Source organism: Streptomyces sp. NPDC046859 (genome assembly GCF_040645135.1).
Lineage (GTDB): Bacteria > Actinomycetota > Actinomycetes > Streptomycetales > Streptomycetaceae > Streptomyces.
Genome location: NZ_JBEYXR010000041.1, coordinates 13,976 through 40,206, shown reverse-complemented (window position 1 = coordinate 40,206; position 26,231 = coordinate 13,976). Strand labels below are relative to the sequence as shown.

General features: G+C 70.0%; 24 protein-coding genes, 1 tRNA gene and 5 pseudogenes. 7 read left to right on the top strand and 23 right to left on the bottom strand.

All coding sequences use genetic code 11. The features are described 5' to 3' along the window. Nucleotides 1-51: 51 nt before the first annotated feature. The 6 genes and pseudogenes from ABZ899_RS34810 to ABZ899_RS34785 form a co-directional block, all read right to left on the bottom strand. Nucleotides 52-336: pseudogene (locus ABZ899_RS34810) on the bottom strand (heme-binding protein); the annotation flags it as partial. Nucleotides 337-951: 615 nt separating this feature from the next. Then, a tRNA-Met gene (locus ABZ899_RS34805) sits at nucleotides 952-1,025 on the bottom strand. Between the two features lie 61 nt (nucleotides 1,026-1,086). Beyond that, nucleotides 1,087-1,659, bottom strand: a complete 573-nt coding sequence (locus tag ABZ899_RS34800) for a transcriptional regulator (protein WP_361354424.1) — start codon at nucleotides 1,657-1,659, stop codon at nucleotides 1,087-1,089. After that, nucleotides 1,659-3,233, bottom strand: coding sequence for a helix-turn-helix transcriptional regulator (locus tag ABZ899_RS34795; RefSeq protein WP_361354421.1), 1,575 nt, complete (start codon nucleotides 3,231-3,233; stop codon nucleotides 1,659-1,661). The genes ABZ899_RS34800 and ABZ899_RS34795 overlap by 1 nt, the downstream gene beginning before the upstream one ends. Then, nucleotides 3,230-3,517 carry a helix-turn-helix domain-containing protein gene (locus ABZ899_RS34790; RefSeq protein WP_361354418.1) on the bottom strand — a complete coding sequence of 96 codons (288 nt, stop codon included), beginning with the start codon at nucleotides 3,515-3,517 and terminating at the stop codon, nucleotides 3,230-3,232. Before ABZ899_RS34790 ends, ABZ899_RS34795 begins: the two co-directional genes overlap by 4 nt. A 690-nt stretch (nucleotides 3,518-4,207) precedes the next feature. After that, entirely contained in the window at nucleotides 4,208-4,474 is a 267-nt protein-coding gene (locus ABZ899_RS34785; RefSeq protein WP_361354450.1) for an IS110 family transposase, read from the bottom strand. A 597-nt stretch (nucleotides 4,475-5,071) separates the two neighbouring features. Here ABZ899_RS34785 and ABZ899_RS34780 point away from each other — a divergent pair. Both ABZ899_RS34780 and ABZ899_RS34775 read left to right on the top strand, forming a co-directional pair. Beyond that, the gene (locus ABZ899_RS34780; RefSeq protein ID WP_361354415.1) at nucleotides 5,072-5,806 is read left to right on the top strand and encodes a dienelactone hydrolase family protein; all 735 of its coding nucleotides are present in this window, start codon (nucleotides 5,072-5,074) and stop codon (nucleotides 5,804-5,806) included. A gap of 353 nt (nucleotides 5,807-6,159) precedes the next feature. Further along, nucleotides 6,160-6,552, top strand: a complete 393-nt coding sequence (locus tag ABZ899_RS34775; protein ID WP_361354412.1) for a hypothetical protein — start codon at nucleotides 6,160-6,162, stop codon at nucleotides 6,550-6,552. Between the two features lie 476 nt (nucleotides 6,553-7,028). On the opposite strand, the gene ABZ899_RS34770 is transcribed toward ABZ899_RS34775, so the two are convergent. From ABZ899_RS34770 to ABZ899_RS34715, 12 genes and pseudogenes are all read right to left on the bottom strand, one after another. Continuing rightward, complete coding sequence (locus ABZ899_RS34770; RefSeq protein WP_361354409.1) at nucleotides 7,029-7,934, bottom strand: diacylglycerol kinase family protein; 906 nt, start codon at nucleotides 7,932-7,934, stop codon at nucleotides 7,029-7,031. Between the two features lie 225 nt (nucleotides 7,935-8,159). After that, nucleotides 8,160-8,837 carry an HdeD family acid-resistance protein gene (locus ABZ899_RS34765; protein WP_361354406.1) on the bottom strand — a complete coding sequence of 226 codons (678 nt, stop codon included), beginning with the start codon at nucleotides 8,835-8,837 and terminating at the stop codon, nucleotides 8,160-8,162. 97 nt (nucleotides 8,838-8,934) lie between these two features. After that, a pseudogene (locus ABZ899_RS34760) lies at nucleotides 8,935-9,969 on the bottom strand (AI-2E family transporter); the annotation flags it as partial. Between the two features lie 269 nt (nucleotides 9,970-10,238). After that, entirely contained in the window at nucleotides 10,239-10,655 is a 417-nt protein-coding gene (locus ABZ899_RS34755; RefSeq protein WP_361354403.1) for a lasso peptide biosynthesis B2 protein, read from the bottom strand. A gap of 86 nt (nucleotides 10,656-10,741) precedes the next feature. Beyond that, entirely contained in the window at nucleotides 10,742-10,999 is a 258-nt protein-coding gene (locus tag ABZ899_RS34750; RefSeq protein ID WP_361354400.1) for a lasso peptide biosynthesis PqqD family chaperone, read from the bottom strand. After that, entirely contained in the window at nucleotides 10,996-12,867 is a 1,872-nt protein-coding gene (locus tag ABZ899_RS34745) for an asparagine synthase-related protein (RefSeq protein WP_361354397.1), read from the bottom strand. The genes ABZ899_RS34750 and ABZ899_RS34745 overlap by 4 nt, the downstream gene beginning before the upstream one ends. 136 nt (nucleotides 12,868-13,003) lie before the next feature. Then, nucleotides 13,004-13,111: a keywimysin-related RiPP gene (locus ABZ899_RS34740; RefSeq protein ID WP_361354394.1), complete on the bottom strand. Its 108-nt coding sequence runs from the start codon at nucleotides 13,109-13,111 to the stop codon at nucleotides 13,004-13,006. A gap of 841 nt (nucleotides 13,112-13,952) precedes the next feature. Beyond that, nucleotides 13,953-14,045, bottom strand: a pseudogene (locus ABZ899_RS34735) (ATP-binding protein); the annotation flags it as partial. A 466-nt stretch (nucleotides 14,046-14,511) separates the two neighbouring features. Further along, the gene (locus ABZ899_RS34730; protein ID WP_361354447.1) at nucleotides 14,512-14,838 is read right to left on the bottom strand and encodes a universal stress protein; all 327 of its coding nucleotides are present in this window, start codon (nucleotides 14,836-14,838) and stop codon (nucleotides 14,512-14,514) included. A 172-nt stretch (nucleotides 14,839-15,010) separates the two neighbouring features. After that, a pseudogene (locus ABZ899_RS34725) lies at nucleotides 15,011-15,334 on the bottom strand (sensor histidine kinase); the annotation flags it as partial. 179 nt (nucleotides 15,335-15,513) lie between these two features. Continuing rightward, nucleotides 15,514-15,684, bottom strand: coding sequence for a hypothetical protein (locus tag ABZ899_RS34720; RefSeq protein ID WP_011113206.1), 171 nt, complete (start codon nucleotides 15,682-15,684; stop codon nucleotides 15,514-15,516). 180 nt (nucleotides 15,685-15,864) lie between these two features. Beyond that, the gene (locus tag ABZ899_RS34715) at nucleotides 15,865-16,011 is read right to left on the bottom strand and encodes a hypothetical protein (protein WP_361354390.1); all 147 of its coding nucleotides are present in this window, start codon (nucleotides 16,009-16,011) and stop codon (nucleotides 15,865-15,867) included. Between the two features lie 253 nt (nucleotides 16,012-16,264). Here ABZ899_RS34715 and ABZ899_RS34710 point away from each other — a divergent pair, with 253 nt between their 5' ends. Together ABZ899_RS34710 and ABZ899_RS34705 are read left to right on the top strand one after the other, a co-directional pair. Continuing rightward, on the top strand, nucleotides 16,265-16,915 hold the full coding sequence (locus ABZ899_RS34710) for a TetR/AcrR family transcriptional regulator (RefSeq protein WP_361354387.1): 651 nt from the start codon (nucleotides 16,265-16,267) through the stop codon (nucleotides 16,913-16,915). A gap of 69 nt (nucleotides 16,916-16,984) precedes the next feature. Beyond that, nucleotides 16,985-17,134 (top strand): annotated as a pseudogene (locus ABZ899_RS34705) (RNA-guided endonuclease TnpB family protein); the annotation flags it as partial. 35 nt (nucleotides 17,135-17,169) lie between these two features. Here the strand turns inward: ABZ899_RS34705 and ABZ899_RS34700 are convergent. From ABZ899_RS34700 to ABZ899_RS34680, 5 genes are all read right to left on the bottom strand, one after another. Next, nucleotides 17,170-18,537 (bottom strand): phenylacetate--CoA ligase family protein, encoded by a 1,368-nt coding sequence (locus ABZ899_RS34700; RefSeq protein ID WP_361354384.1) that lies wholly within the window; start codon nucleotides 18,535-18,537, stop codon nucleotides 17,170-17,172. Beyond that, nucleotides 18,534-20,195, bottom strand: a complete 1,662-nt coding sequence (locus ABZ899_RS34695) for a carboxylesterase family protein (protein ID WP_361354382.1) — start codon at nucleotides 20,193-20,195, stop codon at nucleotides 18,534-18,536. Before ABZ899_RS34695 ends, ABZ899_RS34700 begins: the two co-directional genes overlap by 4 nt. 29 nt (nucleotides 20,196-20,224) lie before the next feature. After that, nucleotides 20,225-21,469 (bottom strand): choice-of-anchor Q domain-containing protein, encoded by a 1,245-nt coding sequence (locus tag ABZ899_RS34690; RefSeq protein ID WP_361354378.1) that lies wholly within the window; start codon nucleotides 21,467-21,469, stop codon nucleotides 20,225-20,227. Nucleotides 21,470-21,946: 477 nt separating this feature from the next. Further along, nucleotides 21,947-22,231 (bottom strand): hypothetical protein, encoded by a 285-nt coding sequence (locus tag ABZ899_RS34685; RefSeq protein WP_361354375.1) that lies wholly within the window; start codon nucleotides 22,229-22,231, stop codon nucleotides 21,947-21,949. Nucleotides 22,232-22,350: 119 nt separating this feature from the next. Further along, on the bottom strand, nucleotides 22,351-22,872 hold the full coding sequence (locus ABZ899_RS34680; protein ID WP_361354372.1) for a hypothetical protein: 522 nt from the start codon (nucleotides 22,870-22,872) through the stop codon (nucleotides 22,351-22,353). Between the two features lie 761 nt (nucleotides 22,873-23,633). Between ABZ899_RS34680 and ABZ899_RS34675 the strand changes: the two genes are divergently transcribed. From ABZ899_RS34675 to ABZ899_RS34665, 3 genes are all read left to right on the top strand, one after another. Continuing rightward, on the top strand, nucleotides 23,634-24,032 hold the full coding sequence (locus tag ABZ899_RS34675; RefSeq protein ID WP_361354369.1) for an alpha/beta fold hydrolase: 399 nt from the start codon (nucleotides 23,634-23,636) through the stop codon (nucleotides 24,030-24,032). Continuing rightward, the gene (locus ABZ899_RS34670; protein ID WP_361354366.1) at nucleotides 24,029-24,361 is read left to right on the top strand and encodes an alpha/beta fold hydrolase; all 333 of its coding nucleotides are present in this window, start codon (nucleotides 24,029-24,031) and stop codon (nucleotides 24,359-24,361) included. The genes ABZ899_RS34675 and ABZ899_RS34670 overlap by 4 nt, the downstream gene beginning before the upstream one ends. Nucleotides 24,362-24,486: 125 nt before the next feature. After that, on the top strand, nucleotides 24,487-26,031 hold the full coding sequence (locus ABZ899_RS34665) for a GMC family oxidoreductase N-terminal domain-containing protein (protein ID WP_361354363.1): 1,545 nt from the start codon (nucleotides 24,487-24,489) through the stop codon (nucleotides 26,029-26,031). The last annotated feature ends 200 nt before the right edge of the window (nucleotides 26,032-26,231 follow it).

Sequence of the window (26,231 nt, the reverse complement as noted above, 5' to 3'; positions counted from 1 at the left end):
CCAACCGGAGGGAGCCGCGCGGTAATCCTGCGTCCGCCACCCGCGCGGCCGCTACGTGCCGGGGAACCGCTCCAGCGCTTCCACGACGAGTCGGTGGTCCTGGAGGTGGGGCAGTCCGAAGACCGTCACCGTGCCGATCACACTGGCGTCCTCGACCCGGACCGGGAAGCAGCCGCCATACGCCGCGTAGGTGTCGGAGTCGAGGCGGGAGGACTCCTCGAACGTCATGCCCTTGGCGCGGAAGTGGGCGCCCACTGGGCAGGAGGAGGCGCCGTAGCGCTCCACCACCCGGCGCTTGCGGCCGATCCACGCGTCGTCGTCCTGGCATCCCGGCAGGCCAACGGCTCACTATCTGCAGGACGGGCAGCGCCTGCGGTCGGCGCGCCTTTGTTTCGCGGCGCGCTGGGGTCCGCTGTCGCGGCGGGTTTGACCCATCACAGCTGCCCAGTCCTGAACCGCGAGGACTGCGGCGTGCGGAGGCCGCCCGGTCCGTGCCACCTGCGAATGGCTAAACATCCGCTTCGAGTTGACGGTGACAGTAGTGGACGACCTCATCGCCGAGCGTACGGCCCGCCTCCGGCCCTGCTATGCGCACCCCGTAGCGATGCCCGGCGCCGCGCAGGTGGTCTCCTCCCTGCACCTGACGGCCGTCTGCTCGCCGTCGCCACCGCGGCGCCATCCGTCCTGGCCGGATCCGCCGTGGCAGCTCTCCCCTTCGGCCACTGCTTGTCCTCCGTGGTCTGCGCCGACCACCCGCTGGTGAAGCGGGTGAAGCCGGCCCCCGACGGCTCCTCCGTTCGCCGCAGAGCGTCCAGCGAGAACGGCCTGGGATCGATCACCTCGGGCAGGCAACAAGGATGGCCGGCCCTCCTGCCCGGCAGGAGGTGGCCGTGGGGTCGTGCCGGGAACACGAAAAAGCCCGGATCGTGTAGATCCGGGCCTCTTCAGCAGTAGCGGGGACGGGATTTGAACCTGCGACCTCTGGGTTATGAGCCCAGCAAGCTACCGAGCTGCTCCACCCCGCGTCGGTGTCCCCCACCGTACGCCATCCCAGCAGGCGCCAAAGACCACTTTTCGGCGCGGGCTCTATGCGGCGAAGCCGACGTTGGTGACGTACTCGTACTGGCCCCACTGCGAGCCGAGGTCGACGATCGTGTCCTGCCACGCGGCGTCGAGGCCCTGGTGGTCGCCGGCCGCCCAGGAGCCGACGATGCGGTCCCAGCGGCGCACGTTCATCGTCCGGTACTCCACCACGCGCTGCAGCGGCCTCGGCACCTGGGACTGGTTGAGCGGGTGGATCTCCACCCGGGTGCCGCGTCCGTCGCGGTTGAGGCGCCTGAGGAGATGGCGGGCGACGTTGTGACGGCGTACCGTCCGGTACGCTTGGTCGATGCGTTCCAGGTTGGCCTTGGAGGGGCGGCGTTTGCCCCACAGCCAGGCCTTCAGCGTCCGGTGGGTCACGGTGAGTCCGGCGTCCCGCGCGGCTTTCATGATCTGGGGCGACTTCGTCAGGTAGTGCAGGCGCGCCATCCAGCCGCGCTTGGCGGTCACGGGAGTGGCGATGCCGCCCGCGAGTTCGTCGAGTTTGCGAGCGACGGCGTCGCTGCCCTTGATGCCCCGGGCGCCGAACCGTCCGAAGTCGATGTTCTTCTGCGGCACTACTCCCCCTCGCCTGCGTGCTCAGCGGCGTCGGTTCCGGCGGTGTACGTGTCCTTGACCTTGACCTCGGTAACAGCTCGGCCTTCGGCGAAGACACGGCGCCAGTCACCGATGACGTGGAGTTCGTCGGTGCCCATCGCCCGGACGACGGCCAGGCCCTCGTCATGGGCCTTGAGCGCCTTGAGCCACAGATTGGCGAAGGCCTGGCTGCGGATGAGGTGCATCCAGTCCGGACGGTAGAGCTCCCGGTTGTAGTTCGACTCCCCCATCGTGGAGACGAACTTCGAGTACATCGCCTTCACGTACTCCAGCGTCACCGTGTCCCCCTGCTCGATCGCCGTGTCCCGGGCGTCCTTCAGGGCGATGCGGAACTTTTCCAGGAGGTTCTCCGTGGTCCCGGAGGTGTACGACTCGTGGATCTGAGGAGGCTCGCACAGCTGGTGCTTGGGGCCGGACAGGCGCAGCAGGAGGCGGAGTGTCGGCTCGGTGACCCACAGCGGGCCGGGCTCGTCCCGCTGTCCGATCGGGTTGGGCAGCACCGCTTCGTGCTCCCACTCGGGCGGGGTGATCAGGTGGACTCCGGAGCGGCGGCGGTCGTGGGCGAGGCCGGTGGAGTGCTCGAGCTGGCCCAGGGGGAGGTGCGTCTTGAGGGCGGAGAGGTAAGCGCCGTTGATGTCGAGCGCGGTCACCTGATGCCGGCCGGGCGGGAGTTCGTGGCGGGTCCACTTGGGGCGGGCTTCCCAGATCTGGTCGGCTCCGCGGGCGGTCTGCTTCTTGAGGATGTCGGGGATCCAGGGGTGCGCGATCACGTCGTAGCGGGCGCCTTTACGGGTCTCGTCCAGCAGTCGCATCGCGTCCGGGATCGCGCGCTTCAACAGCGCCGCCGTGGCTGCGTCGACGTCACCCCGGTGCTCGGTAAGCGCGCCCTGCACGGCCTCGCGGATCAGGTCGACCGGGCCGGACGGCTCCTGGAACGCGCGGGGGGCCGGGCCCTTGGAACGCTCCGTCCCACGCGCCGGACCTGCCGTGCGCGGCGGCGCTTTCGAGGTGTGCGCGGTGAGCTGTCCGGCTGGCGGGGCAGCTGGGGCTGCGGTGGTGGTGGGCCGGCAGTCGGCCGGGGTCAGGTGCTGAGCGAACCCCGCCACGCGTTGTCCGGCGGGACGGCCGCACAGCACACAGGGCTCGCGGGCAGCGAGCAGCTCCACGTCGTCCCCGTCCCCGTCCTGGCCGAGGTCGGGCGAAGACAAGGGTGTGACGGTCGCGACCGTCCCTGACGTGACGGACTGCTCCGCAGCCGACGCCGCCTCGGTCTCGGTCTCGGTCTCGGTCTCGGTGGCGAGCTTGGCGTTCAGCCCGTCCAGCAGGTAGGCGTATTTGGTGCGGATCTCGCCGGCCGGGTCCCGGCCGCTTTCCCATCCGCTGAGGGTTGAGGGGCTCACGCCGAGCGCGCGTGCCACCTGTGCCTTGGACAGCCGGGCCCGCTCGCGCAGCTCGCGGCGCACGTGGCCGGGCGGGAGTTCGGCCTGGGGGCCGACGGCGTCGAGCAGCGAGTCGATCGCGTCGAAGTCGCTCACCGGCCCGTCCCCCTCGCTTCGGTCCGCACGTTACGGCGCCTGCCGGCGGGCAGTGCCTCGCATGCTCTGGTCGGACCCGCCAGGAGGTCCAGCGCGCCGATGCCGTAGTGCTCGGCCAGGACGTCGACGTCGCGCAGGCTCCAGGAGATGGCGCCCGACTGCCGGCGCGACACCTGTGTCTGCGTCAGTCCTAGCACCCCCGCGACCGACCGCTGCGATTCACCCGTTACCTGCATCAACGCGGCCACCGTCAGCCGCAGCGACTCCTCCAAGCGCAATCCCATGCCACCATCTTACCCGAATCCATGTAACTTCTGCATGAGAATCGGCTTTTCACTATCATTAATGCAGAGAAGCTTTCAGCATTCTGAGGGAGCTGCAGGTTCTCGGGCACGAGCGATCCATGCCGCCCTGATCACGCGGAAGCCGTAGGGCCGCGCGCGTCGGGCTTCCCGATTCGCCTGGCGCGCTTCTTCCACCGCACGATCGGACAGGCACCGCAGGCACACCCGGTCCACGACACTGCGGCGCAGGGCCCGGCGCGGCCGGAGCCCGGGCGGTGGCGGCAACCCACGGCAGTGGCGGCGCACCGTACGCACCCCAGTGCCCAACAGCGCGGCGACCAAGGAGGCGTTGCCAGCGTAGCTGGCCAGGAGGAACGCCATCTGCGCGCGGGGGCCTGCCGGGAACCGGGCCGCGAACTCGGTGCGCTCTCCGAGGGCCTGGAGCTGACGGACAAGATCTCTGGTCTTGCGGGCGGGATTGAGGTGACGGTGGTGCCATTCGGCACCGAGTTCTTGGTAGGCGGCGTCGGGCTCGTTGAGCAGGTGCCAGGTGATGACAAGAAGCGAACGGGCAACGGCGACCAGTGCCTTGCTGTGGCCGCGGCGTTTGACGATCCGTCGGTAACGGGCACCAAGGAAGGTATCGGTGCGGGCAGCGGCGCTGGCGGCTTCACCCAGTGCGCCCTTGAGTCAGCGATTGCCCCTGGCGGCCGGACCGGCAGTGTTCTTTGCTCCGGACTGGATGGTCCGCGGACACAGCTTCGCCCACGAGACCAGGTGCTCGGGGGTGGGAAAGCGGCTCATGTCCAGGCCGATCTCGGCGAGGACGATCTGGGCAGTGGCCTGCCCGACGCCGGGGATGGCATCCAGACGCTCGGCCAGGTGCTGAGCGGTCACGTCAGCGCGGCCGGGCGGACTGCTTCCGCGGTCGTCGCGCGGGGCCGTGGTCCGGCCCATGAGATCCACGATCAGCCGGTCGAGTTCCTGGATCTGCGCGGTGAGATGGTCGACGGTTGACAGCAGCACGTTCAGCAGGTGGGCGTGGTGGTCGTCGAACCGTCCGGTGAGTGCTTCGGCCAGTGCCGCCTCTTCTTCACCAGATTCCCTTTGGCGAGGCCCGCCAGCGTTCTGGGATTACGCTCCCCGGCGACCAGGGCATCCAGCATCGCCCGCCCGGAGCGACCACGACCACGCGACACTTCGACAACAGGGCCTCTTGCTTCTCGCTGGACTCGACATCCGCGTTCCTTCATGCACCCGACGCGGACAACTCACCCGAACCAGCACCCCGTTCCAACCTGCCCGACCGCACGAGCGGAGAGAGAACAGGCAGTAAGGTGCTGACAGCGGGTTTCGTCCGGTGGGCTATACTGCGCGGCGATGACTACCGGGACGGCATTGCGCCACACACGGATTGGTGACCCGGTGCTCTTCTGAGCGCCGTACGGGCCAGTGAGGGCCCCCTGTCCGATCGAGGATCTTGCGCTGTTGCGCGGGCTCCGCCTCCGTCGTGTTGATCACAGGCTCAACGCATCAACCACGACAGGAGAATTTATGCCCACCAAGACGCTGCACATTTCCACCGCGGACGGCCAAGCCGACGCGTTCGCTGCCTTCCCGGACCATGGCGAGCAGCACCCAGGCGTGCTGATGTACGCGGACGGCTTCGGCGTCCGGCCCGTGCTGCGAGAGATGGCCCAGGACCTGGCAGGGCACGGGTACTACGTGCTTGTCCCCAACCCCTTTTACCGGCATGGCCCGGCACCGGTGATCGAACTTCCCGAGCACATCGGAGAAGAGGCCCGGCCCGCGGTCTTCGCCCAGCTGATGCCCTTGATCGAGGCGCACACCGTCGCACGCGTCCTGAGCGACGCCGACTCCTACCTCAGGTTCCTCACGGCCCAGCCCGAGGTCGGCGCCGGACCGGTCGCGGTGACCGGCTATTGCATAGGTGGCCTCCTGGCAACGCGCACCGCCGCGGCCCACCCCGGCCAGGTGGCCGCCCTCGCCGCATTCCACGGCCCCGTTGGCGCCGACGGGCCCGAGAGCCTCGCCAAGCTCACCGCCGAGGTCCACTTCGGCCATGCTGAGAGCGACTTGACGCCGGAGGCCCTCGGAGAGCTCAACCAGGCTCTGGACGTTGCGGGGGTCCGCTACACCTCCGAGATCTACCCCGGCACCGTCCACGGCTTCACCATGTCCGACACCGATGCCTTCAGCCCCGCCGCACTGCAGCTTCACTGGGACCGTCTGCTGCCCCTCCTCAACCGCACCCTGGCCAACCGCTGATGCTCCGACTGGGGGCCAAGGGAGTTTGGAAGTCGGCGTGAGGGCGGGCTGAGTCCGCCCTCTCCGCTCTGAACTCGACTCGGCGGCAGACGCCGCTGCACCTACGGAGGAAAGGGCCAGGAGTCGGCGGGCTGATCAGTGCTGCCAGGACGGGATGTGTGCTTTCCGATCCTTGTTGGCCGCCAGGGCCAGGAACCGGGCTATTCCTGCTCTAGCGTGATCAATATGTGGTCCAGCTACGCAGCGTTCGGGACATCGGCCGCGCAGCCGGAACATGTGACGGACCCGTCCAGCGTCGTCTCGCCGAGCTCGGTATCACCATCCGCCCCGTCGGCGCCCACAGCAGACGAGACATGCTTGCGAAGCTCGACGACTCGGTGCCCCGCGACATCCGGGCAGCGGTGGAAGGCACAATGCACGGATGGCTGCGCCTGCACCGCTTCCAGATCCACGTGGCCTTCACCACCCTGTCGGGCACCGCCGACTATCTCAACGTGGAGGGCGGCGTGCTGAGTATGCAGTTCAGCCGGTTGGAGCGCGCCATCGGCGCGGAACTGTTCCGCCGAGCAACAGGACGTGACCCACAACGCCCCAGCCCCCGGGGCACAGCGTTACTTCGGCAATTGGATGAGACACACATCCGAAAACCCATGCACAACGCGCTCGGCCGCAACATCGTCCGTATGCCGGACCAGGAGACCCGAGGCGCCGCACAAACAGCTTCGGCGCCGAGGCGCGCACGCTGACCGATCTGACCGGCCGCGGCGAGTTCCCGGACCGAATCAGCGTCCCTCTGCCCGTGCCGCCCCTTGCACGGCACCTACTGACCCACGCCGACCAAGAGGTTTACGCGACAGGACTTCACACCGCTACTGCGATCCCGATCAACAACCTCTACAAGCAGCTGCGCCGTCTGGAAGCCGCTGGATGGCTGCGAAGCCGGCGTGAGGCGACTAACGAACGAGCGTGCCGAGGCGGACGTGGCCGCACCTACTACGCCTTGAGCGCGATGGCCCGTCTGATCCCTGTCCACGTTCTCCCGCCGGAAATCTGGATGGGCGACCCGAAGGCAATGCTTGATCCTCTGAGCTCGTAACACGATCCGAGCGCGGCCTGCCCTTTCAATCTACGGGCAGCAGTGTCCGGGCTCGTCCGCACCTCGCCCGGGTTCGTACCGCACGGGTGAGACTGAGCCTCACGGATACCGGCCGAAAGCTTCCGTTCAATCGCGCACCGCGCGCTCGGGCGGGATCCCTGGCCGGTTCTTCGGCAGCAGCACACGCAGGGCACCCGGCCGAATTCCGCACACTACGGGGAGAGGAAGCCGCACCGCTTCGCCGTCGATGCCCGCGTCCAGGTGCCGGACGTCACCGTGCAGCGTGATGCCGGGAGCCGACCAGACGACAACCCCTTCCCCCACCGGGCCGGCACCGCGCTTGTGCTGTCGCAGCTCGCCGCGCAGGTGCCGCAGGAGGTCCGGGGGCGCCTGAGTCGGGCGCTTCAGGACGATGGCGCCCAGCTGTCCCGTGGCGAGCGAGAAGCGACGGCCCAGCCAGCGCGGCGTGGCCAGGTGGTAAGGGTTGTTGGAGATCAGCACCACCTGCGGGAACTCAACGGTCCCCCATGGTGTGTCGACGCGGGCCTCGACCCACTGCTTGCCCTTGACGTAGTCGGGTGCCACCGCGGTGAACGCGCGCGGCTTGTCCTCCCGGTACCCGGGCTCCAGCAGGGCGTCGGCGTACATGCCGAAGGAGACGTTGTTGACGAAGACACGCGGGCCGAGTACCCCCAGGTCCACCCGCGCGGGCTCACCGTCGACCAGAGCCTCCAGCGCCCGCCCCGGATCGCGCAGATTGAGGCCCAGATCCCGGGCGAAGTGGTTGCGGGTGCCCGCCGGGACCACGACCAGCGACCGGTCCGTGTCGGCGGCCACCGCGGCGACCGCCGACACGGTGCCGTCGCCGCCCGCGACCCCCAGCACCTGCACACCCTCCTCGACGGCCGTCCTCGCGAGCGACGCCGCGTCCCCTTCCGCACTGGTCGTCCAGACCTGGGCTCCGATGTCCTCGGCCCGCTGTACCAGGCCGTAACGAGCGGTCTTGCCGCCGCCCGAGCGTGGATTCGTCACGATCACCACCCGGGCACGAGTCCGGGCATCAGCCATCACCGCACCCCCTCTCGCTGCTCAGGCCAGCCTTCGGCCGCCCGGTCGACGTAGAAAACAACGGTGTGGCGGCGTCCCCGCGGGTTGACGGCGCATCCGTGCGCTGGGGCAGCCGGGCAGACGCTGCGCGCCGCACACGCCCCGGTCCAGGGGAGCCGCCCAAGCGGGGGCTCGGGGTCTCCGTCGTGATCAGTGCTGGGGGTGCGGGCGGTGGAACAGGGGCCGCCGCTCGGTGGCAGTGCCGCCCGGAGCGAGGCGGCCGACTTCGACGCGCATCCTGATGGCCTGGAACACCTCGACCACCCCCAGGACCACGGCCATGATGGCCACCGCCAGGGTGAGTGCGGCGATCGAGGTGAACGGCGAGACGATCAGCACGATGCCCGCCAGGGTGCTGATGATCCCGTAGAACAGCTGCCAGCCGCGTGCCGGCGTGTCCTCGGCGGAGGCCGCCGCAGCCGTCACCATGATGCCGCGCAGCAGCCAGCTGAAGCCGATCCACAGGGCGAGCAGAAAGATCGACTGCAGGGTGCCTCGGAAACAGATCAGTCCCAGCAGGACGGAGAGCGCACCCGTGAGGAAGTGCAACACTCGAAGATGCCGGGGGACGTGCGTGCCGAAGGCTGCGGCCAGCTGGAAGACGCCGGTAGCCAGCAGGTAGATGCCGAAGAGTACACCGACGACCCGCAGCGTCTCGTCCGGCCAGGCGAAGACGACGACGCCCAGGGCGATCGTGGCCAGGCCCGTGGTGAGCAGGATCTGCCAGCCCATGTTCGCCAAGGCGCCCAGGCCTTCGGTCAAGGGGGCGTCTTGTGACTCGGTGCCGCGCGGAGGGCCAGTGCCCGAGGAATCGGAGGGATAAGTCATGCCGCTGCCTCCTCCTGGAAAAGCACGGTCGGGCCGTACACCTCCATCGTCACCCAACCGGCTCTGATTCACCTGGCGGAGGTCTTCGCAAGTCCGGTCAGGACCGACTGCGGCGGCGCAGCAGTCCACGCAGCCGCGCCCGCAGCGACGGACCGTCCCCGGGCGGGTAACGCCGGCCGTCCTGTATCTCCAGATCATCTGCCACTTCGTACCGCTTCACATACGCACCGAAAAAACGTTTGCAACGTGGCCACCACCGGAATGGCGATCAGCGTGCCGACCACACCGAGCAGCGCGGTGCCCGCGATCACGGAGCCGAAGGCCACCGCCGGATGGATGTCCACGGTCCTGGACGTGAGTTTCGGCTGGACCAGGTAGTTGTCGAACTGCTGATAGACCACGACGAAGACCAGCACCCACACGGCATACCAGGGGTCGACGGCGAACGCAGCCAGGACGGGCACGGCCGCGGCCAGATGGTGCCGATGACTGGTATGAACTGCGACACCACGCCCACCCACACGGCGAGCGCCAGGGCGTACGGCACATCCAGCAGTGCCAGCATGATGAAGTGGGCGACCGCGGAGATCAGGGCCATCAGCCCCCGGGAGTAGAGGTATCCGCTCATTTTGTCGACCGCGATCTCCCACGCCCGTAGCACGTTGGTCTGCTTGGCCGGAGGCAGCAGCGAGCACAGCGCGCGGCGCAGCCGGGGGCCGTCCACGGCGAAGTAGAAAGCGAACAAGAAGATCGTCAGCAGCCGGAACAGACCGCTCAGCACAGAAGCCGAAAAATCAAACACGCCGCCCGCGCTCTTCTGTACGTAAGCCCGCAGCCAGTCGGGGCGCAACAGCCGGCCCTGGATGCCGGCCCGCGACAAATCCGTGCGGAACGTCCGGTTGATCCAGCCGATGACGGAGTCGAAGTACCGCGGGAAGTGCTCGACGATGCCGCTGATATGGCACGCCAGGAACGAGCCGAACAGCAGGAAAAACCCCGCCACCCCGAGGACCACGGCGAGACACATCACAAAGGCGGCCAGGCCCCGGCGCATCCCCCGGGCCACCATCCGCCCGATCGGCGGCTCGATTCCCGGCGCCACGAAAGACGCGATCAGAATGCCGACCAGCACCGAAGTGGTGGCCCTGCGTGACGTGGCGGCCGCCTGCCCCGACTGGACCGTGACCTACGACCATGCCGCAAAGCCAGTCGGCCGACGCCTAGACCGTCGGCCACGTCCTTGGGCTGCTCGCCGAGCCGTCGATTGCCTGCCCGGGTCCTTGGGTGCTTACTCCGGCCCCACCACACCCGGCGAGCAGGACGAGCAGCGTGGTCACGGCGAGCCGGTATGAAGCGTGGGACGCATGAAGATCACCACAGGTAATGCCGACGCGCTGTCGTTCAGTCCACCGTGATGAACCGCTGGAAGTAGTCGGCAGGCGCGCCTTCGCCGACCAGGACGCCGTCCGCCTCCACCCAGGCGTGCGCGGCGAACGGCGGTTGGGTGCGGACGCCGACACACCAGGTCGGCCACTGACCGCGCAACCGGCACAGCAACACGGTGGCCAGGGAACGCGGCAGGCAACCCCGCTGGCCGCCGGCGGCCAGGCTGACGGCGAGGACGATCTCCCGCGCCCGGGCGGCCTCGGCGAGGGTCGCGGGCCGGGCTCCAGGGCGCAGCCGCAGCAGGACCTTGCGGATGCGGGCGGGGGGCTGCCGGGCGAGCAGGTAGGCGCAGCCGACGGCCAGCCGGGTCACGAGCCGCGGGCCGAGGGGCACCGACCGGGGGTCGTGCGGGACGACTTGCGAAGTGGACACTGTGGCCATGCCTCCGTGACGGGACGGGAGGGAACGTGGACGGGCGGGGGCGGGGCCCGGAGGGGGAAGGACTGCGGTACTCCGGGTCAGGCGGCCAGGAGCCTTGCGGCGCGCAGTTCCTGGACGATGCGGGTGATGTCCTCCTCGACCTGGTCGGCGGTCACGTCGTACTGGTCGGTGAGCGTCGTCACCGCCTGCTGCCTGCTCGTGCCGTCCAGCAGGGTCCGCACGATCAGCGCGGCGGTGGGATTGAGGGTGAAGTACTCGCCGCTGTTCTGGTCGAGCAGCGCCATGCCGTACTCGGTGTCGGCCGTCACCACTCCGGGGCGCAGGGTCATCGTCATGCTGTGATACCTCCTGTGTCGGTTTGCGTCGGCCGCAGCGGGCCGCGGCTTCGTTCGCGTGCGCGCAGCCACACCTCGCAGCCGACGGTCGGATGCAGCAGCGCGCTCTCCAAGTCGGCGGCGAGCGGCCGGACGCACCAGTCACGAAGGGCAGCCTCGTCGACGAGGCCCAGCTCGCGCAGCCGGGAGTCCTCCCAGAGGGCAAGCAGTGCGGAGCGGTGGCGGCGCAGTCCGGTCTCCTCCTCCAGGGCGGCGTGCACCTTGGTGGTCCGGTGCCGGACGGACTCAGGGACGACGCCCCGCATGGCCTCCTCGATCAGTGGCTTGTACCGCCATGGCGTCACCCGCTCCTGCGGGCGGACGGCTAGGGCGGCCTCGACGAGCAGGTCGTCGTAGTAGGGCGCGGCGAAGGTCACGCCGAGCGGCTCGGACATCTGCTGGACGTGCCGGCCGAAGCGGGCCAGGGTGCGCAGGGTGGCCAGCTCCCGGTGTCCACCGTGGCCCGGGTCGAGCGGTTCGGTGTCCTTGGCCCGCTCTTGAATGAGCGCGCGCACGGCCTCGACGGCCGGCCTGGTGGCCCACGGGGGCAGTCGCGGCGGGGTGCCCCAGGTGAACAGGGGGACGGACATGGGGGGTTGGGGGAGGGTGAGGTCGTGCGCGACCCGGGCCAGCCAGGAGCCGTACGGGCGGCGGTCCAGGAGCTGGGCGATGGCTGTGCGACGGGACCAGCGATGCAGGGAGGTGAAGCCGCGGGCGAGCCGCCAGGCCGTACGGGGATGGCGCGGCAGCAGTCCGTGGACGTGTGCCGAGGCACCGGTGAACAGTTCGTCGCCGCCCATTCCGCTCAGGTGCAGAGGGGAGCCGCGCTCCGCGGCCCGCTCGATGATGTGCATCCGCCGATGGCGGTTGACCGCGTACATCGACGGGGTGTCGAGGTCGTCGTCGAGCGCGTCGACGCGGTCGAAGGTCAGGGGTACGGCGGTCGCGGGCACCACATGGTGTTCCACCGCGTCCAGCGCCTCCACCGTGCGGCGTGCATAGGAGACGTCGTCGCCGAGGACGTCGTGGACGGCGGCGGTGTAGGCGACGGTCTTCGCGCCCGCGCGGGCGGCGGTGGCGATCACCGCGGTGGAGTCGACGCCGCCCAGATCGGCGCTGATGACTTCGCGGCCCGTGATCCGTGCGGCGACCGCGTCGACCAGGCGCTCCCGGACCAGCCGGGCGCCTTCGGCGAGCGGCAGTTCGGCCGGGGGCGGGCTCCAGCAGCAGCTCGTGCGGAGCCGGCCGTCGCGGTCGAGCAGGACGCGCCGGTCACCGGGGACGACGTCGACGCCGCGCCAGACCGTCTGGGTGGTCAGCGGGTGCAGGATTCCGGGACTGAGCAGGTGCACGGCCAGGCGCGCCTCGTCTAGGTCCGCGCCCGCCAGGTCGGCCAGGACGTCGGCACGGTCGGAGACGAGGTGGGCGCCGTGGGTGCCAGGCGCTTGGGCGACGAAGACGCTGCGGACGCCGGTGACGGTGCCGCGGACCAGCGTCCTGCCGTCGAGACCGGCGATCAGGTGGTGGCTGCCGGCCCATTTGCTCGCGTACGCGTCGGCGGCCTCGAGCGATCCGGCGCAGGCCGCGTGTGCCGCTTCCTTCTCGGTCACCGCGTGCTGTCCGAGCACTGCCAGCCGGGCAGGCCCGCACGCCACTGTCGTCAGGGCGTGGTCCGGCCAGCGGCCGATCAGCCAGGGCCGTCCCGAGGCATGCGGGATCTCCCGGGTTGCGCACGACCGGGCTCGCGCGGCGAGGGCCGCGACGGCATCGGTGTCCGGGAAGACCAGGAACCAGCAGGCCCCGGCGGTGGACGACGGGCCGGTCACCATGGGCGAGTCCTTCCGGTCGGGGACGGTCGGCGGTGTGCGGTCAAGCAGGTGGGCGGCACCGGCGGCGCCGCCCACGCGCTTGACCAACCCCGTGAGTTACGTGCACATGCCAATCAGCGGGGCCGGCCGGAGAAGGTCAGAGCAGGCTGTGGCCGCCCAGCAGGTCGGGGCTGCCCCTCCCGGCCAGGCCCGTGACCATCTGGAAGTCGCCGACCTTGGTGAGAGTCGGACGCTCGTAAGCCATCGTCATATCCCTTCGTCGATGAACGTGCCGTCGATGAGCGGGGGTTGTCCCGCCTGATACCTGAGCCGGCGTGCCACACCATCGAGCAGGGCGCCGACGCAGTGCACAAAGCTAGACGCGCGGTTTCCCCCGTCACAACGGGGGTCCCAAGCCATCAGGGGCCTACCTCGGCCCCGGTGCTTTCGCCACATCTGCCTCACAGTTCACGAGATTCGAGCGGTCGGTCATGTTCCGCTCGGGACGGGGTACTCGCGTTGGCCACGCTTGAGGGTGGGAAGGCCTTTTGGCCAGGGCGCGCCGGTCGTGCGGGCGGCACGATGCGCAATGACACCGTCTGACGTCGGCAGACATGGCAACCAGAATTCCGATCGACGACACCGGACGGTCAATCGCCGCCCTGCTGGCCGGAACGCCGTCCTTGCGGCTTCCGGCCGCGGCGATGCCAGGCGCTGCGATCAGGGCGCGCACCAGACGGGTCAGGGCTGCGACGGCGTCGCGGTGGGCAGCGGGCGACACCAGCCGCCCCCTGGCGGCGGCGCATCACCGTGCCTGGAACTCCGACAATCACTTCACCCTCGAGGGCGCCCGGCCAGTCTCAGCGCCTGTGCACTCGTGTGAGCCAGGAATGGCACACCCCTACGCTCTGCCGACCACATGCAGCGCGCTGGTGAGGGCGTCGCCCAACGCCAACGCCAACGCTGCCGCCTTCCGCCTTCCGCCTTCCGCCGCGGACCATGACCAGCACGGGTCGGCCTTCGGCTTCTTGCAGGTCAAGGGCACTCTCCGCGTTTCTCTTCACCTCTTTGACAGCCCACCTCGTGAAAGCGCGGAGCCAAGCACCGCCCGGGACGCGGCCGCGGAAGACGGCGTTCGCGGCGAGCTCGGCGACGACCAGGACGACCGTGTCGTGTGCCTCGGCGCCGTGCGGGTGGCCCCCGCCCGGTTACTGACTTTCGAACTCCGAGAACCGAGCTGCCCGGTGTGGTGCGCGATACCGAGATCACCCCGCGATGGCCCCAGTAACGCCCAGAGCCCCGAAGCGAGCGTCAGCTGAGCGTCAAGATTCCTCGAAGGAACCCCTGAAAGCGCCGCCGAAGCGACCGTCTGCCTCGAGAAGTCGCAGATCAGGCAACCTTCAAGGATCGATCCATCCATGCGACCCGCTGCATGGAGAGGAACAGGTCGGTCGACCCGCCTGCGACACAAATCCGCAGGTCAAGCACCCTTCACGGCAGGCTTCAGAATCGCCACGCACTCCACGTGCAACGTCATCGGAAACACATCACCCCGGACACAGCGGCGAAAGGAGCAGGTCAGAGTTGGTCTACGGTTCCAAGAGAGGGCCGCCGGGGTGCTCGGAGCGTCAAACGAGCGTTACCGGTGTCGCCCGATCACGCCACTCACGACCCACATGGGGATGGCCACTGGCCGCCCACGAAAGCGACGGAGCAGGGCGAGTGGCGTAGTGCGGCGCGGTGGGTGGCTCCGAGTTCGTGGCGGCCCGTGCCACGCCTGTGGCGGACCCCCAGGACGAGAAGGTCGGCGTGGTCCGAGGCTCGGAGCAGGGCCTGCCGCGCAGGGCCGTCGACGACTCCTCTGTGCACGGCGACGCCGCTTTCGAGAGCCGCCCGGTCCGGGACTGCCGCGCTCAGGAGCGCATCGACTGCCGGCGTGCTGCGGAGGCGAGGTGAGCCCTGCCGTGCTTCCTGCCGGCTCCGGGCATGCACCACGACCAGGTCGCGACCGCGGGCCTGTGCTTCCTGAAGGGCGAAGGTGCCAGTGGCCGGAAGACCGAGGGCGGCCAGCGGCTCTCCAAGAGGAGGACCATGGAGCGCGGTCTGAGGAACGCCGTTCCTGTGGCGGGTCCTGCGCGTCGTCGCTGACCGGGGCCCGAAACTCTCAGGGCCCGGCCGTGGCCGGAAGCGCAGGCTGTTCCAACCGCTCGGGGGCCATCGGGACGCTGAGCACCATGGTGAGGCCGCCGCCGGGCGTGTCCTCGGCGTGCACGGTGCCGCGGATGGCACCGGTGAAGCCGCGTGCGACCGCGAGGCCGAGGCCGACACGCACGCCGCGGGGTGAGTCGCCGTAGCGCTGGAACGGCTCGAAGATGCGTTCCTTGGCCTCGTCCGGTACCCCGGGGCCGCGGTCGACGATCCGCACTTCGACCCGGTCGGCGAGGACACTGGCGGAGACGAGGACCTTCTCCCCCGGCGGGTTGTGCTCAGACAGGAGGAGCAGGGTTCCACTGCCGGGCCTGCGGGGCCGGTGCGTCACTCACGTACCTTGCATTGCGCCCGATACACCCGATTCCTCCCAACCGTTCGCACAGGAAGGGCTTGTCACGTGAGAGGGGCCCTGCCGTATCCGGCCGGGCCCCTCTCACCTCTCACGTGGCGCATCGGCTACCAGCGGTACCAGCGGCCCTTGCGGCCGCCACTGTCCGCCGTACGGACGACGAAGCCCAGCAGCCACACGACGAGCACTATCACCGCGATCCACCACAGCGCCTTCAGCGCGAAACCCGCACCGAAGAGGATCAGGGCCAGCAGAAGAACCAGAAGCAGGGGAACCATCGTTATCAACCTCCTGGCCACCAGATGCCCCTACCTCAGGCCGACAAGCCCACAAATCGGGAGTTATTTCCGCGCGGTGCGGGGCATATGCGCGGGCGCCGAGCGCCATGACTGGTTCCCCCAGTTCCACCCCTCACGCACCGCAGTTCCGCCTCGTCAACTGGGGTGCCGCGCCTGTGGTCAGAGTGTGTCGCCGGAATAGTGGAAGCGGCAGGCGATCCCCGGGCCCGGTGTGCGCGGCTCGCCGACGCTGGGGTCGTACAGGGCACGGCCGCCGGGCCACCGCGACAGCTCGGTGGCCCGGGCGACACCACCGTCGACTTCCATCGCGGTCCAGCCGGCAACCGCTGTTCGGGAAGGACCCGGAGTCGCCGCGTCCCCGCCGCCCCCGCACGCCGGCGGCCCCGGCACCCACCGAGAACTTTGAGAACAATGCGCGTGCCGGACCCCGCGTCTGCGGCACGATCACAACTCGACGCCGACGTCGTGCAACCACGCCCGGTGGACACCTCCAAGCCCGGCTTCCAGCAACGCACGCCGGATTGACCGGTAGTGCCTGTGCTTCCTCTAGAGTCGCCGTATGACGGAGGCACCGGCCCAGGACCGCGGCGCGCGGTCCCGTGACGCGATACTCGACACCGCCACCGACCTGATGTCGCGCCACGGCTACGCTGCCACGTCCATCTCGATGATCTCCGCCGCGTGCGGTCTGCCGGTCAGCTCGATCTACTGGCACTTCGGCAGCAAGGAGGGGATCTACGTCACCGTGCTGGAGCGCGCCAGGACCGCGCTACTGGCGGCTCTGCCCCCGGCCGAGGTGCCGGGCGCCGACGTCGCGCAGCGTCTGGACACCTTTCTCATGGAGGTCGGGGACGCCTTCCAGCGCCAACCGCGTGGTGTGAAGCTGTTGTTGGGGCTGGGCATGGTGCGGCAGGACGCCAGTGCCGCGGCCGTGGCCGAGGTGCGTCACTACCGCAACGCGCTGCTGACCTGGGCCCGGGATTCGGTGAGTTCCGTCTTCGCGCTGCGTGACCGCCCCGAGGCAGCGGACGAGTTGGCGCGCTTCACCCTGAGGATGGCGAGCGGAACCGCCGTGGCCCGTTGGTTCGAGCCGGATACCGTCCTGGAGACCGGACCACTGCGCGTGGCGTTGCTGGCGCTGGCGGCCCGCCACGGCGTTCCGATGCGGGGCGTCCCTGGCGAGGACGCCCCGTCGCCGGGCGTCACGTGATACCTCCGAGGATGCCCCGGCCTTCAGGCCGGGGAGGAATCGGACCCCTGCGGAGCAGGGCAAGGAAAGAGCAAACGTACCTACACCTGCACCGCGTGCGGAGTCGTATCCCCCAGGGACAAGAACTCCGCCCGCGTGATGCTCGCCCGGGCTGGTCTCAACCCGGCTGGTGCCAAGGGCGCAAGACCTCCGGGAGCGCCGCTCCCGGAGGCAGCCTGAGCCAGCAATCCCCTCCCCTCAGGGAGGGGAGGATGTCAAGGCCAGGGAATGACGACCCGGTACTTGCCGCCCGCAGACTGCTCGGGTGGCTCGTGGGCGCGTTCGACGCTCACCTGGCCCGCGCCGTGAGCGGTGAGCAGGGCGACCATCTCCTTTCGCACCGCCGTCCACAGCCGCTCCCGATCTGCTGCGGCGGCGGACAGGATCCGCACGCGGATGCAAGTGGGCGCCGTCTGGACGATTTGGAACAGGTCGATGCCCGGGATGCTTTCCAGGATGGTCTCGAAGGCCATCGGCACGATGTGCACGGTGCCGCCGTCCCGGCGTGGGAACGTCAGCAGGTCGGCCGCGCGGCCGCGTACTCTGATCGCGGGGAGCGGGTCTCCGCACGGGCACGGGTCAGGACGCAGCAGAACGCTGTCGCCGAGGTCGTAGCGCAGGATCGGCTGTGCCCATCGGCACAAGCTGGTCAGGAGCACGGTGAAGGACTCCTGTCCCGGAGGGGTGGGGCGGAGGTCGGGGCCGACGGGCTCCAGGATCAGCCAGTCGCTGTGGACGTGGAGCCATCCCGACGGGCAGCCGTAGGCCAGGGCGAGGCTCTCGTTGCAGCCGTAGGTGTCGACCAGGTGCGACCCGAAGGCAGAGCGAATCCTGCGGTGGTCGTGGTCACTGACGCCCTCGGCCAGCAGTGACACCGCGGCCGGGGCGATGCGCAGCCGACCGGCCAGCTGCTCGCCGGCGAGCAGCGCGATCACAGTGGCGTAGCCGGCCAGGAACACCGGGCGGTACTGGTTCAGTTGGTCCACCAGCTCGGGCAGCGGGCTGTGCACCGACAGCACCCGGCTGCCCCGGGCGGGCAGCCGACCGGCCGCGCGGGAGCGGACGATGACGGTGTACGCGGCCAGATGGCCGCCGGTGGCCACGATGTGCGCCGCCCGCATGCGGCGGGCGAGCAGCCGGGCCGTCACCACGGGCGTGAGGGTACGCCGGGCGGCCCGCAGCGACAGGGCCCTGACCACCGCCGCCGCGCGGTCGTCGAGCAGGAACAGGCCCCGGTGGCCGGTCGTTCCGGAGGTGGTGGTGACCAGGTATCGGCCCAGGAAGCGCTCGCCGGCGCGCCGGGGATCCGCGACGAAGGCCCGTACGCGTTCGATGGTCACCTCGGGATCGGTGACCCAGTCGTCGAAACGCGCCATCAGGTTCTGCTTGCGCGTGACCGGCAGCAGGGCGGAGTCCTCGACGCGTTCGGGTAGCGTCCAGTACAGCTCGCGGTAGTACGGGGAGTGGGTGCGGGCGAAGTCGATCATCGCGGCCAGCCGTTCGCGCTGCCGGTGTGCCAGGGCGTCCGGGCCCTGCCGCAGCGTCCGGCGCCCGTCCCGGATCAGGGCGAGTGTCGATGTCATCGCACGGCTCCTCCGGGAGCGGAAGCGGGCTGCCAGAACGCGCAGTGGTGGTCGGCGGCGAACCCGGTGGTGGGTCCTACCCGGTCCGGGGCCAGCACCTGGATGTGGTCCCCGTCGGCCGTGTAGCGCGGCCAGGGCTCAGTCCCGGGCGCGTTGGGGTCGCCGGTGGCCGCGAAGTGGGCCCAGTAGGCGGTCATCGTGGCGGACAGCCGTCGCTGGGCGGGCGTCAGGGGCGCCACCGAGTCCATGGGGAACAGATAGGCGAGTTCGGAGGCGTGGAAGGCACCCTGCGGCGTGTGCGGTGCCGGGATGAACGGCGGTGCCTGGGCGTCGTGGAACTCGTAGGCGTAGACGGGCGCCCGGCTGCCGTACAGCCGGTTATCGGCCCGTGCCGGGCAGGCGAACCGCTGATCGGTGCCGATGGCGGAGTAGGCCAGGTTGGCGGACGGATAGGCCCGGACCGGGTAGGTGTCCAGGACCGCGGCCGCGCGGTTGCCGTGCTGGAGCCGGACGAGGTCGGCGTACGAGTCGGGGGTCAGAGGGCCGCCGCCGAGCAGATCGACGTACAGCGCGGTGAAGTAGCGGTATTCGTCATGAGTGCTGCCGCTCAGCGTCGGGACCGCGTTCACTCGTCCCTCGGCCCACGCCGTGTGCGGAGGGCGGGGCAGGACACCGGGGCCGGTGTTGGGGGCCCACAGGGAGGCGGCCCCTGTCCCGGTAGCGCGGACGAGCTCAGTGGTGGGCAGGGCACGCAGGCAGCCTGCCGCGGTCGTCGGGTCGGTGCAGCCGACCGAGGCCGCGAAGCCGCTTCCCTTTCGCTCGGCCGCGTCGAGCGGGAGGGGTGTCAGACCGCCGTCCGCGGCGCAGGCTCCGCTCTGCTGGATCGCCCGGTGGAACAGGCCTTTCGCGGTCGGCGAGGCGATGTGGAGGCAGGTGTCCGCCGATCCGGCGGACTGGCCACCGAGCGTCACCCGGTGCCGGTCGCCACCGAAGGCACCGATGTTGCGCCGCACCCAGCGCAGGGCGGCCTGTTGGTCCATCAGGCCGTAGTCACCCGAGGCGTGGTCCGGGCTCTCGGCCGACAGGGCGGGGTGGGCCAGGAACCCCAGTGCCCCGAGGCGGTAGTTGACGGTCACCACGACCACACCCCGCGCGGCCAGGGCGGTGCCGTCGTAGTCGCTGCCCGCGCCGTGGACGTTGCCTCCGCCGTGCAGCCACACCAGGACCGGAAGGGGGCGGTTGCCGGTGCGGGCGGGTGTCCGGACGTTGAGGTACAGGCAGTCCTCCACGGTGCTGCCCGTGCGGTTGGACTCGCCGGGCAGGACGGGGCCGCCGTCGGGGAGCAGCGTCAGCGGTGACTGGGGGCAGGGGTGGGCCGGTGCGGTGGCGTTGCGTACGCCTGACCATCGCGGCGCGGGGCGCGGCGGACGCCAGCGCAGCTCACCGGTCGGCGGGGCGGCGAACGGGATCCCCTGGAAGACCCGCCCGCCGTCGTGGACGGCCGCGCCCCGCACCCAGCCGCGGTCGGTACGCACGACCAGGGAGTCGGGGGCGGAAGCGGCGCGGGCAGTGGACGCAGGAACGGTCAGTAACAGGAGCAGGGCCGCGACGGCGGCTGTGGCGCGGGCCAAAGCGGGGCGCAGGCTCGGGGCTCTCATCCTTCGCTCCAGGTGTCGGGGTTGGGGGGTCATGGCGTGTGCTCGTATGCGCCGATGTCACAGGTGGCGCCCTGCGGGCGAGTGACGCCGCGCTGATCGGTGGCCGGGCAGCCCTCGGCCGCGTCCAGGGCGGGACTGCCCGGCAGCAGCGCCACGGTGTCCGTGGGGCCGCCATGGTTCGCCAGCGGTCCGACCAGCGGGTCACGACTGGGCAGATCGCCCGCGGCCGAGAGCCGGCAGCTGCCGTCGCCGTCGATGTTGTGGCCCAGCGACGTGATGGTGGCGAAGGCCTTCTCGCAGTCGGCGGCGGCGCCGTCGACGGTGTTGCCCGCGACGACGGAGTTGCGCAGGGTCATGCGCCCCAGTGGCAGATCGACGATGTCGGGGATGGGCGCGGGCAGGCTGTCCAGGTAGGCCGGCGCAATGTTGATTCCGCCTCCGCCGTCGCTGGAACTGTTCCTCGTGATGGTCGAGTTGAGGATCTGCACGGCTCCTAGGCCGCGGATGTCGATGCCTCCGCCGTAGCCGCCGAGGCTGCCGGGGCGGTCGCCGGGGTTCGTCACGCGGTTGTCGGCGATCGTCGAGTTCGTCACGGTGCCGCTGTCGTCGAATCTGATGCCGCCGGCCTCTCCGGCGGCGTTCCGGCTGACCGTGCTGTCGACGAGATCCAGGTGGGAGTCCGGGACGTTGAAGACGCCGCCGCCGTAGCCGGCGGAGTTACCGGTCACGGCGACCCGGCGCAGCGTCAGCTGTCCTGCGTTGGCGATGCCGCCGCCACCGGTGTCGGTGAAAGGCAGTTCGCGCTGCTTGGCCCTTCCCCCGGTGATCGTCACATCGGACATGCGGGTGTCCGCCCGCAGGCGGAAGACCCGGTCCAGGTGGTCGGCGTCGATGACGGTGCTCCGCGCGCCGGCGCCCCGGATCGTGGTGGGTGCGTCGACGTTCAGGTCCCCCGTGGTCGGGTCGGGATGGTCGCCGATGATCAGCCGGGGGTCGGGCGGGATCGTGAGCCGGTAATGGCCGGGGGGCAGTGTGATCGTACTGCCCGGCCGGGCGTTGGCGGCCATGACGGCGGCACGCAGGCTGCACGCGCCCGACGCGGTGCGGCACCGGCCGTCCGACGGGTCGGCGTCCACCGCGTCGGAGGTGGTGTCCACGACGAACTCCGCGGGGTCGGCGGCCGGGGCCGCGGTAGCGGTGGCGGTGGCGGCGAGTGGCGCCGTGATGGCGAGGACGGTGGCGGCGAGTGTCGCAGGGGTGACTCGGACTCTCATGCGGTGAACTCCTCCTGGCGAGGAATCTGGGCGTACGAGGAATCGGTGGCTGCGGGAACTGGGTCCTGGTGGGGGTGCGCGGCTCGTGCGGACAGCGGTGCGTGGTTGCGCTGGGAGCGGCGACGGCGACCGAGGAGCGGAAGAAGAACCGGCGGAGCGGGAGAACGAAGGTCCGCGCGTCTGTAGGGAGCGTTCCATTCAGAGCGGTCCGTGTCTACGCGCCTGCAGAGAAACGGCCGAAGTGGAGCGCTGGCGTACATCGGGAGAAGACCGAACGCCTCCAGGTAGTGGTGCAGCGCCGCCTCGACGGGCGCCGGCACGACGATGGGGGCGTGGACCAGGGCCTCGTCCCAGTCGCCGCAGCGCCGGTCGAGGGCACCCTGCGGCGCCGCGATGCGCTGGGCGAAGACGCGACAGCCGACCACGGTGACGCGCACGTCGCCGGTCTTGGGATCCGCGCCCGGAACAGGTGGGCGGTCACCGCCAAGGACTCGTCGAAGGTGTCGGGGACGACGCGCTGGGCCCAGGTGGCGCCGGTGTTCCCGTCTTCGCCGGCGGCAGGCCGCGGAACGGCTTGTAGATCACGGGCCCGTACTCGGCGGCGAACTTTTGGGCGTCCTCGACGTCACCGGTGATCAGGATCGGCGGGAGGGGCAGGCCGGGCCGGGCGGCCCTCTGGAGCTGGGCAGGCTTGAAGTCGGCGGCGGTGAGCGCGCCGGGGTGGTTGACGTAACGGATGCCGTGACGGTGGTCCGCTGCCAAGCGAAGTAATGATCGCCCGCTCACTGGCTACCGCGACGGCGTGGGCACGTCGACGGGTGACAGCGCGGTGGACAGATCGTTGGTCGGTGCGCAGCGTTCCGGCGGCCCCGGGGGGACCGTCAGGCGCAGCCGCGCCGCCAGTTCCAGCCCACGAAGGTGTGCCGCAGATCCACCTCGAAGTGGCAGGAGACGGTGCCTACGGCCTTGATGTCGACGTACGAGTGGTGGGTGTTGGCGTACCAGGTCCCGGTCGCGTCGAAGATGCCCCGGTACGTGAAGTCCGCGTGTGCCTCGCTGCGGTAGACGGAACAGCCAGTGGCGCAGTCGACGCTTTCGGTGGCCGACTTCCGCGACCAGCCCGCGTCCCACGGCTCCCGGTTCCACTGCTGGGTGGCGTCGGTGGCCGCGCTCACGACACCGCCGTCGGTGGTCCAGCGCGACGTCAAGTACAGGCCGGTCATACGGATGTTGCAGCAGTCGTACATTTCGTTCCAACTGGAGAGCTCGTGCTGGCCGCTCTCGGTGTGTTTGATCCCAGCCCTTGCGGCGGTTCCCTCGGCCCGGCCGAGCGGTATCAGCCGCGCGTCACCAGGTCGTGGCCTGCAGTCGGCGCCGATCGAGACCTCCTGCTGTACGGCCATGCCCGCGGGGGGCGCGGGCAGTGAGCCCGTCAGCCGCATATCGCCACAGGAGCGGTTGGCTCGCGCTCCGTCGCCGACGGCGGACGCCGGAACGACCGCGAAGGACAGCACAATGGCGACGAGCGCTGAGCCACAAGCGATCCGGATAGGCAACTGCCTTCCCTTTCCTCAGCGTCGACTCGGTCCGATACCCGCGCGGTATCTTGGTTCCCGCTCAGCGGATGCCCGTAATCTGCCGGGGCAGTCCAGGCAGTCCAGCGCAGACGCCTCCGTCATCAGCCCCTCCCCCACCGGCCTGGGACGCGACCTTCGGTGCCTGCGGCCTCTGCTGGCTCCTCCTGTCGTACTGGGAACGTGCTACCACAGCCCGTCCCTCCCCCAACGACACGGAGTTCCTTCCCCACCGGCAACCACCAACCAGCCACATCCGGTTGAACAGCTGCATCTGAGTCGATCCGCCCAATCCCCGGCGCACCGCAGTCCGTTGAGATGCATAGTGGGCGCCGTCGGCTCGCTTCGACCCGGCCTGACACCACACAGGGGCGGATTCGGAGGATCTCGATGAAGGTGCGGCTGCTCTGGGCTGCCGCTGCGGCGGCCGTCGCTGCCACCGCTGCGCGGGCAGCGGCCAGCTGGATCGAACCCCAGCCCGACCCCGCCCCCTGCCAACGGCTCCGCCGCGAGCCCGAGGGCGAGGAAGCGTTCCTCCCCGCCCCGACGGGACGGTGCTGCGCACCATTGTCGCGGGTGAAGGCTCACCGGTGGTACTGGCGCACGGATACGGTGCCTCGCTCCTGGAGTGGAATCTGGTGCAGGCCGCCCTGGTGGCCAGCGGTCACCGTGTCATCGTCTTCGACCAGCGCGGCCACGGAGGGTCGACGCCGGGGGACGGTATCGGCTCCGACCCTATGGCGCAGGACTACCTGGCGGTCCTGGAGCACTTCGAAGCACGCGACGCAGTGCTCGTCCGGCATTCCGTGGGCGGGTTCCTCGCGCTTCGTGCCGTGCTCGACCATCCCGCCGTCGCCCGGCGGCTGCGCGGCCTGGTGCTGTTCGCGATACGGGCGGGCCGCATCTACGACGGAGCACCGCACAACCGGCTGCAGGTCCCGCTGCCGGAGATGGGCATCCTCCAGCGACTGGCCCGCATCCCGCGATGATCGAGGTCTTCCTGCAGCAGGCACAGGCCTCCCTCGTGCCGATCGTGCGAGCGTTCGCCCGCGAGGACCGCTATCCACGCCTGGCCGAGATCGCGCTCCCCACCGTCGTCATGGTCGGCTCGGCCGATCGCAGCACACCGCCCAGCCACGCCCGACGCCTGACCGCCGGCATACCGGGCGCGCGCCTGATTACCGTGCCGGACGCCGGACACATGTTGAACTGGGAGAACCCCCACGCCTTGGTGCAGGCCGTCAGCTCCCTGCACGAGCTCGGTGACCCCCTGATGCGAAGCGACCTCCACGCCACCATGCGCCACTGTGGCGGGTAGTGCGCGGTCGGTTCTCGGCAGGAGGTGGACCTCCTCGGGCAATTGGCCGGTAGCGCGGTGTGATCCGTCCTCCGATGCGGCTTAGGTAAAGGGGTCGCGTAGCCGTGTCGGGCGAGGGAGGACAGGTGTACGACTACATCATTGTGGGTGCCGGATCGGCGGGGTGCGTGTTGGCGGGCCGGCTCAGCGAGGACGAGACCACGCGCGTTCTGCTCATCGAGGCGGGACCCGTGGACGACGCCCCCGAGATCCACATTCCGGCAGCGTTCAGCAAGCTCTTCCAGACCAAGTACGACTGGAGTTACCTCACCGAGTGCGAACCGGGACTGGACGGCCGCCGTCGCTATCTGCCCCGCGGCCGGATGCTCGGCGGCTGCTCGTCCATGAACGCGATGATCTACATACGTGGCAATCGCCGTGACTACGACGCCTGGGCGGCCGGCGGCGCCGACGGGTGGAGCTGGCAGGATGTCCTGCCCTACTTCCTCCGCACCGAAGACTTCAGGGGCGCCCCGTCGCCCTGGCACTCCACCGGGGGGGCTCTGACGGTCAGCGAGGGCCGTTCCCGGCATCCGTTGGCGGAGGCCTACGTCACGGCAGCACAGGAGGCGGGCCACCACTACACGAGCGACTTCAACGGCCCCGAGCAGGACGGCGTCGGCTATTACCACCTCACCCAGCGCAACGGTCTGCGCTGCAGCACGGCCGACGCCTATCTGCGGCCGGCCCTGTCCCGGCCCAATCTCGAGGTGCTCACCGGTGTCCCGTGCACCCGCGTGCTCCTGGACGGCGACCGTGCGACCGGTGTCGAGGTGGAGCGGGACGGCGAACTGCTGTGCCTGCGTGCTGAACGGGAGGTCGTGCTGTCGGCCGGCGCCTACAACTCGCCGCAGCTGCTCATGCTGTCCGGCATCGGCCCGGGCAGCGAACTCGCTTCCTGCGGCATCAGGCCCCGCGTCGACCTCCCCGTGGGGGAAAACCTGCAGGACCATCCGCATGTCGGTCTGTGCTATCTCACCGATACCGAGTCGCTGTTCACCGCCGAGACACCGGAGAACGTCCGCCTGCTGGAGACCGAGGGGCGCGGTCCCCTCACCTCGAACGTCGGCGAGGCCGGCGGGTTTCACCGCACCCGTGAGGGACTGGACGCCCCCGACATCCAGGTGCACGCCACCCCGCTGATGTTCCACGAGGAGGGCATCAGCCCCGTGGCCGACCACGCGTTCATGTTCGGCGCGGTCGTCCTGGCCCCCACGAGCCGGGGCAAGGTCTCCCTGCGGTCGGCCCTGCCCAGCGCCAAACCGCGCGTTCTGCACAACTACCTGACTACCGAGGAGGATCGCGCCACGATGATCCGGGCACTGCGGATGTTGCTCGACATCGCCGCTCAGCCCAGCCTGGCCAAGCACCGGCGTGCCGACTTCCGCGTACCGCGCTCCACGGACGACGCTGGCCTGCTCGATTTCGCCCGGCGCGAGTTGCAGACTCTTTACCACCCGGCGAGCAGTTGCTCCATCGGCCCCGTCGTGGATTCCCGGCTCAGGGTGCACGGCGTGGGCGGCCTGCGAGTGGTGGACGCCTCGGTGATGCCCACCGTGGTGCGGGGCAACACCAACGCCCCGACGATCATGATCGCGGAGAAGGGCGCAGACATGATCCGCGGTCTTTGATCTCCGAGAGCCACAGCAAGGCCTGGTCGCACTGCTGGCCGGACGTAGCCGCCTTTCCGGACCGCTCCTCCTCCCCCAAGTACGGCCACAGCGACGCCAGCGCCGGACGACCGTCTCTCAGCCGCCGAACGTCCCCTGTCGCGAGGGCGCCGACAACTTTCGCCGTGGCAATGGACGGGACGTATTAGCCTGGGGCGCCA

Excerpts from the sequence above, each read along its gene's own strand:
- ABZ899_RS34765 (WP_361354406.1), bottom strand. The coding sequence starts at position 8,837 with ATGACTTATCCCTCCGATTCCTCGGGCACTGGCCCTCCGCGCGGCACC.
- ABZ899_RS34670 (WP_361354366.1), top strand. The coding sequence starts at position 24,029 with ATGATCGAGGTCTTCCTGCAGCAGGCACAGGCCTCCCTCGTGCCGATC.
- ABZ899_RS34790 (WP_361354418.1), bottom strand. The coding sequence starts at position 3,517 with ATGGGATTGCGCTTGGAGGAGTCGCTGCGGCTGACGGTGGCCGCGTTG.
- ABZ899_RS34690 (WP_361354378.1), bottom strand. The coding sequence starts at position 21,469 with ATGAGAGTCCGAGTCACCCCTGCGACACTCGCCGCCACCGTCCTCGCC.
- ABZ899_RS34680 (WP_361354372.1), bottom strand. The coding sequence starts at position 22,872 with ATGGCCGTACAGCAGGAGGTCTCGATCGGCGCCGACTGCAGGCCACGA.
- ABZ899_RS34715 (WP_361354390.1), bottom strand. The coding sequence starts at position 16,011 with ATGGAAGTCGACGGTGGTGTCGCCCGGGCCACCGAGCTGTCGCGGTGG.
- ABZ899_RS34720 (WP_011113206.1), bottom strand. The coding sequence starts at position 15,684 with ATGGTTCCCCTGCTTCTGGTTCTTCTGCTGGCCCTGATCCTCTTCGGT.
- ABZ899_RS34750 (WP_361354400.1), bottom strand. The coding sequence starts at position 10,999 with ATGACGATGACCCTGCGCCCCGGAGTGGTGACGGCCGACACCGAGTAC.
- ABZ899_RS34700 (WP_361354384.1), bottom strand. The coding sequence starts at position 18,537 with ATGACATCGACACTCGCCCTGATCCGGGACGGGCGCCGGACGCTGCGG.
- ABZ899_RS34710 (WP_361354387.1), top strand. The coding sequence starts at position 16,265 with ATGACGGAGGCACCGGCCCAGGACCGCGGCGCGCGGTCCCGTGACGCG.
- ABZ899_RS34785 (WP_361354450.1), bottom strand. The coding sequence starts at position 4,474 with ATGGGCCGGACCACGGCCCCGCGCGACGACCGCGGAAGCAGTCCGCCC.
- ABZ899_RS34695 (WP_361354382.1), bottom strand. The coding sequence starts at position 20,195 with ATGAGAGCCCCGAGCCTGCGCCCCGCTTTGGCCCGCGCCACAGCCGCC.
- ABZ899_RS34780 (WP_361354415.1), top strand. The coding sequence starts at position 5,072 with ATGCCCACCAAGACGCTGCACATTTCCACCGCGGACGGCCAAGCCGAC.
- ABZ899_RS34740 (WP_361354394.1), bottom strand. The coding sequence starts at position 13,111 with ATGGCTTACGAGCGTCCGACTCTCACCAAGGTCGGCGACTTCCAGATG.
- ABZ899_RS34775 (WP_361354412.1), top strand. The coding sequence starts at position 6,160 with ATGCTTGCGAAGCTCGACGACTCGGTGCCCCGCGACATCCGGGCAGCG.
- ABZ899_RS34745 (WP_361354397.1), bottom strand. The coding sequence starts at position 12,867 with ATGGTGACCGGCCCGTCGTCCACCGCCGGGGCCTGCTGGTTCCTGGTC.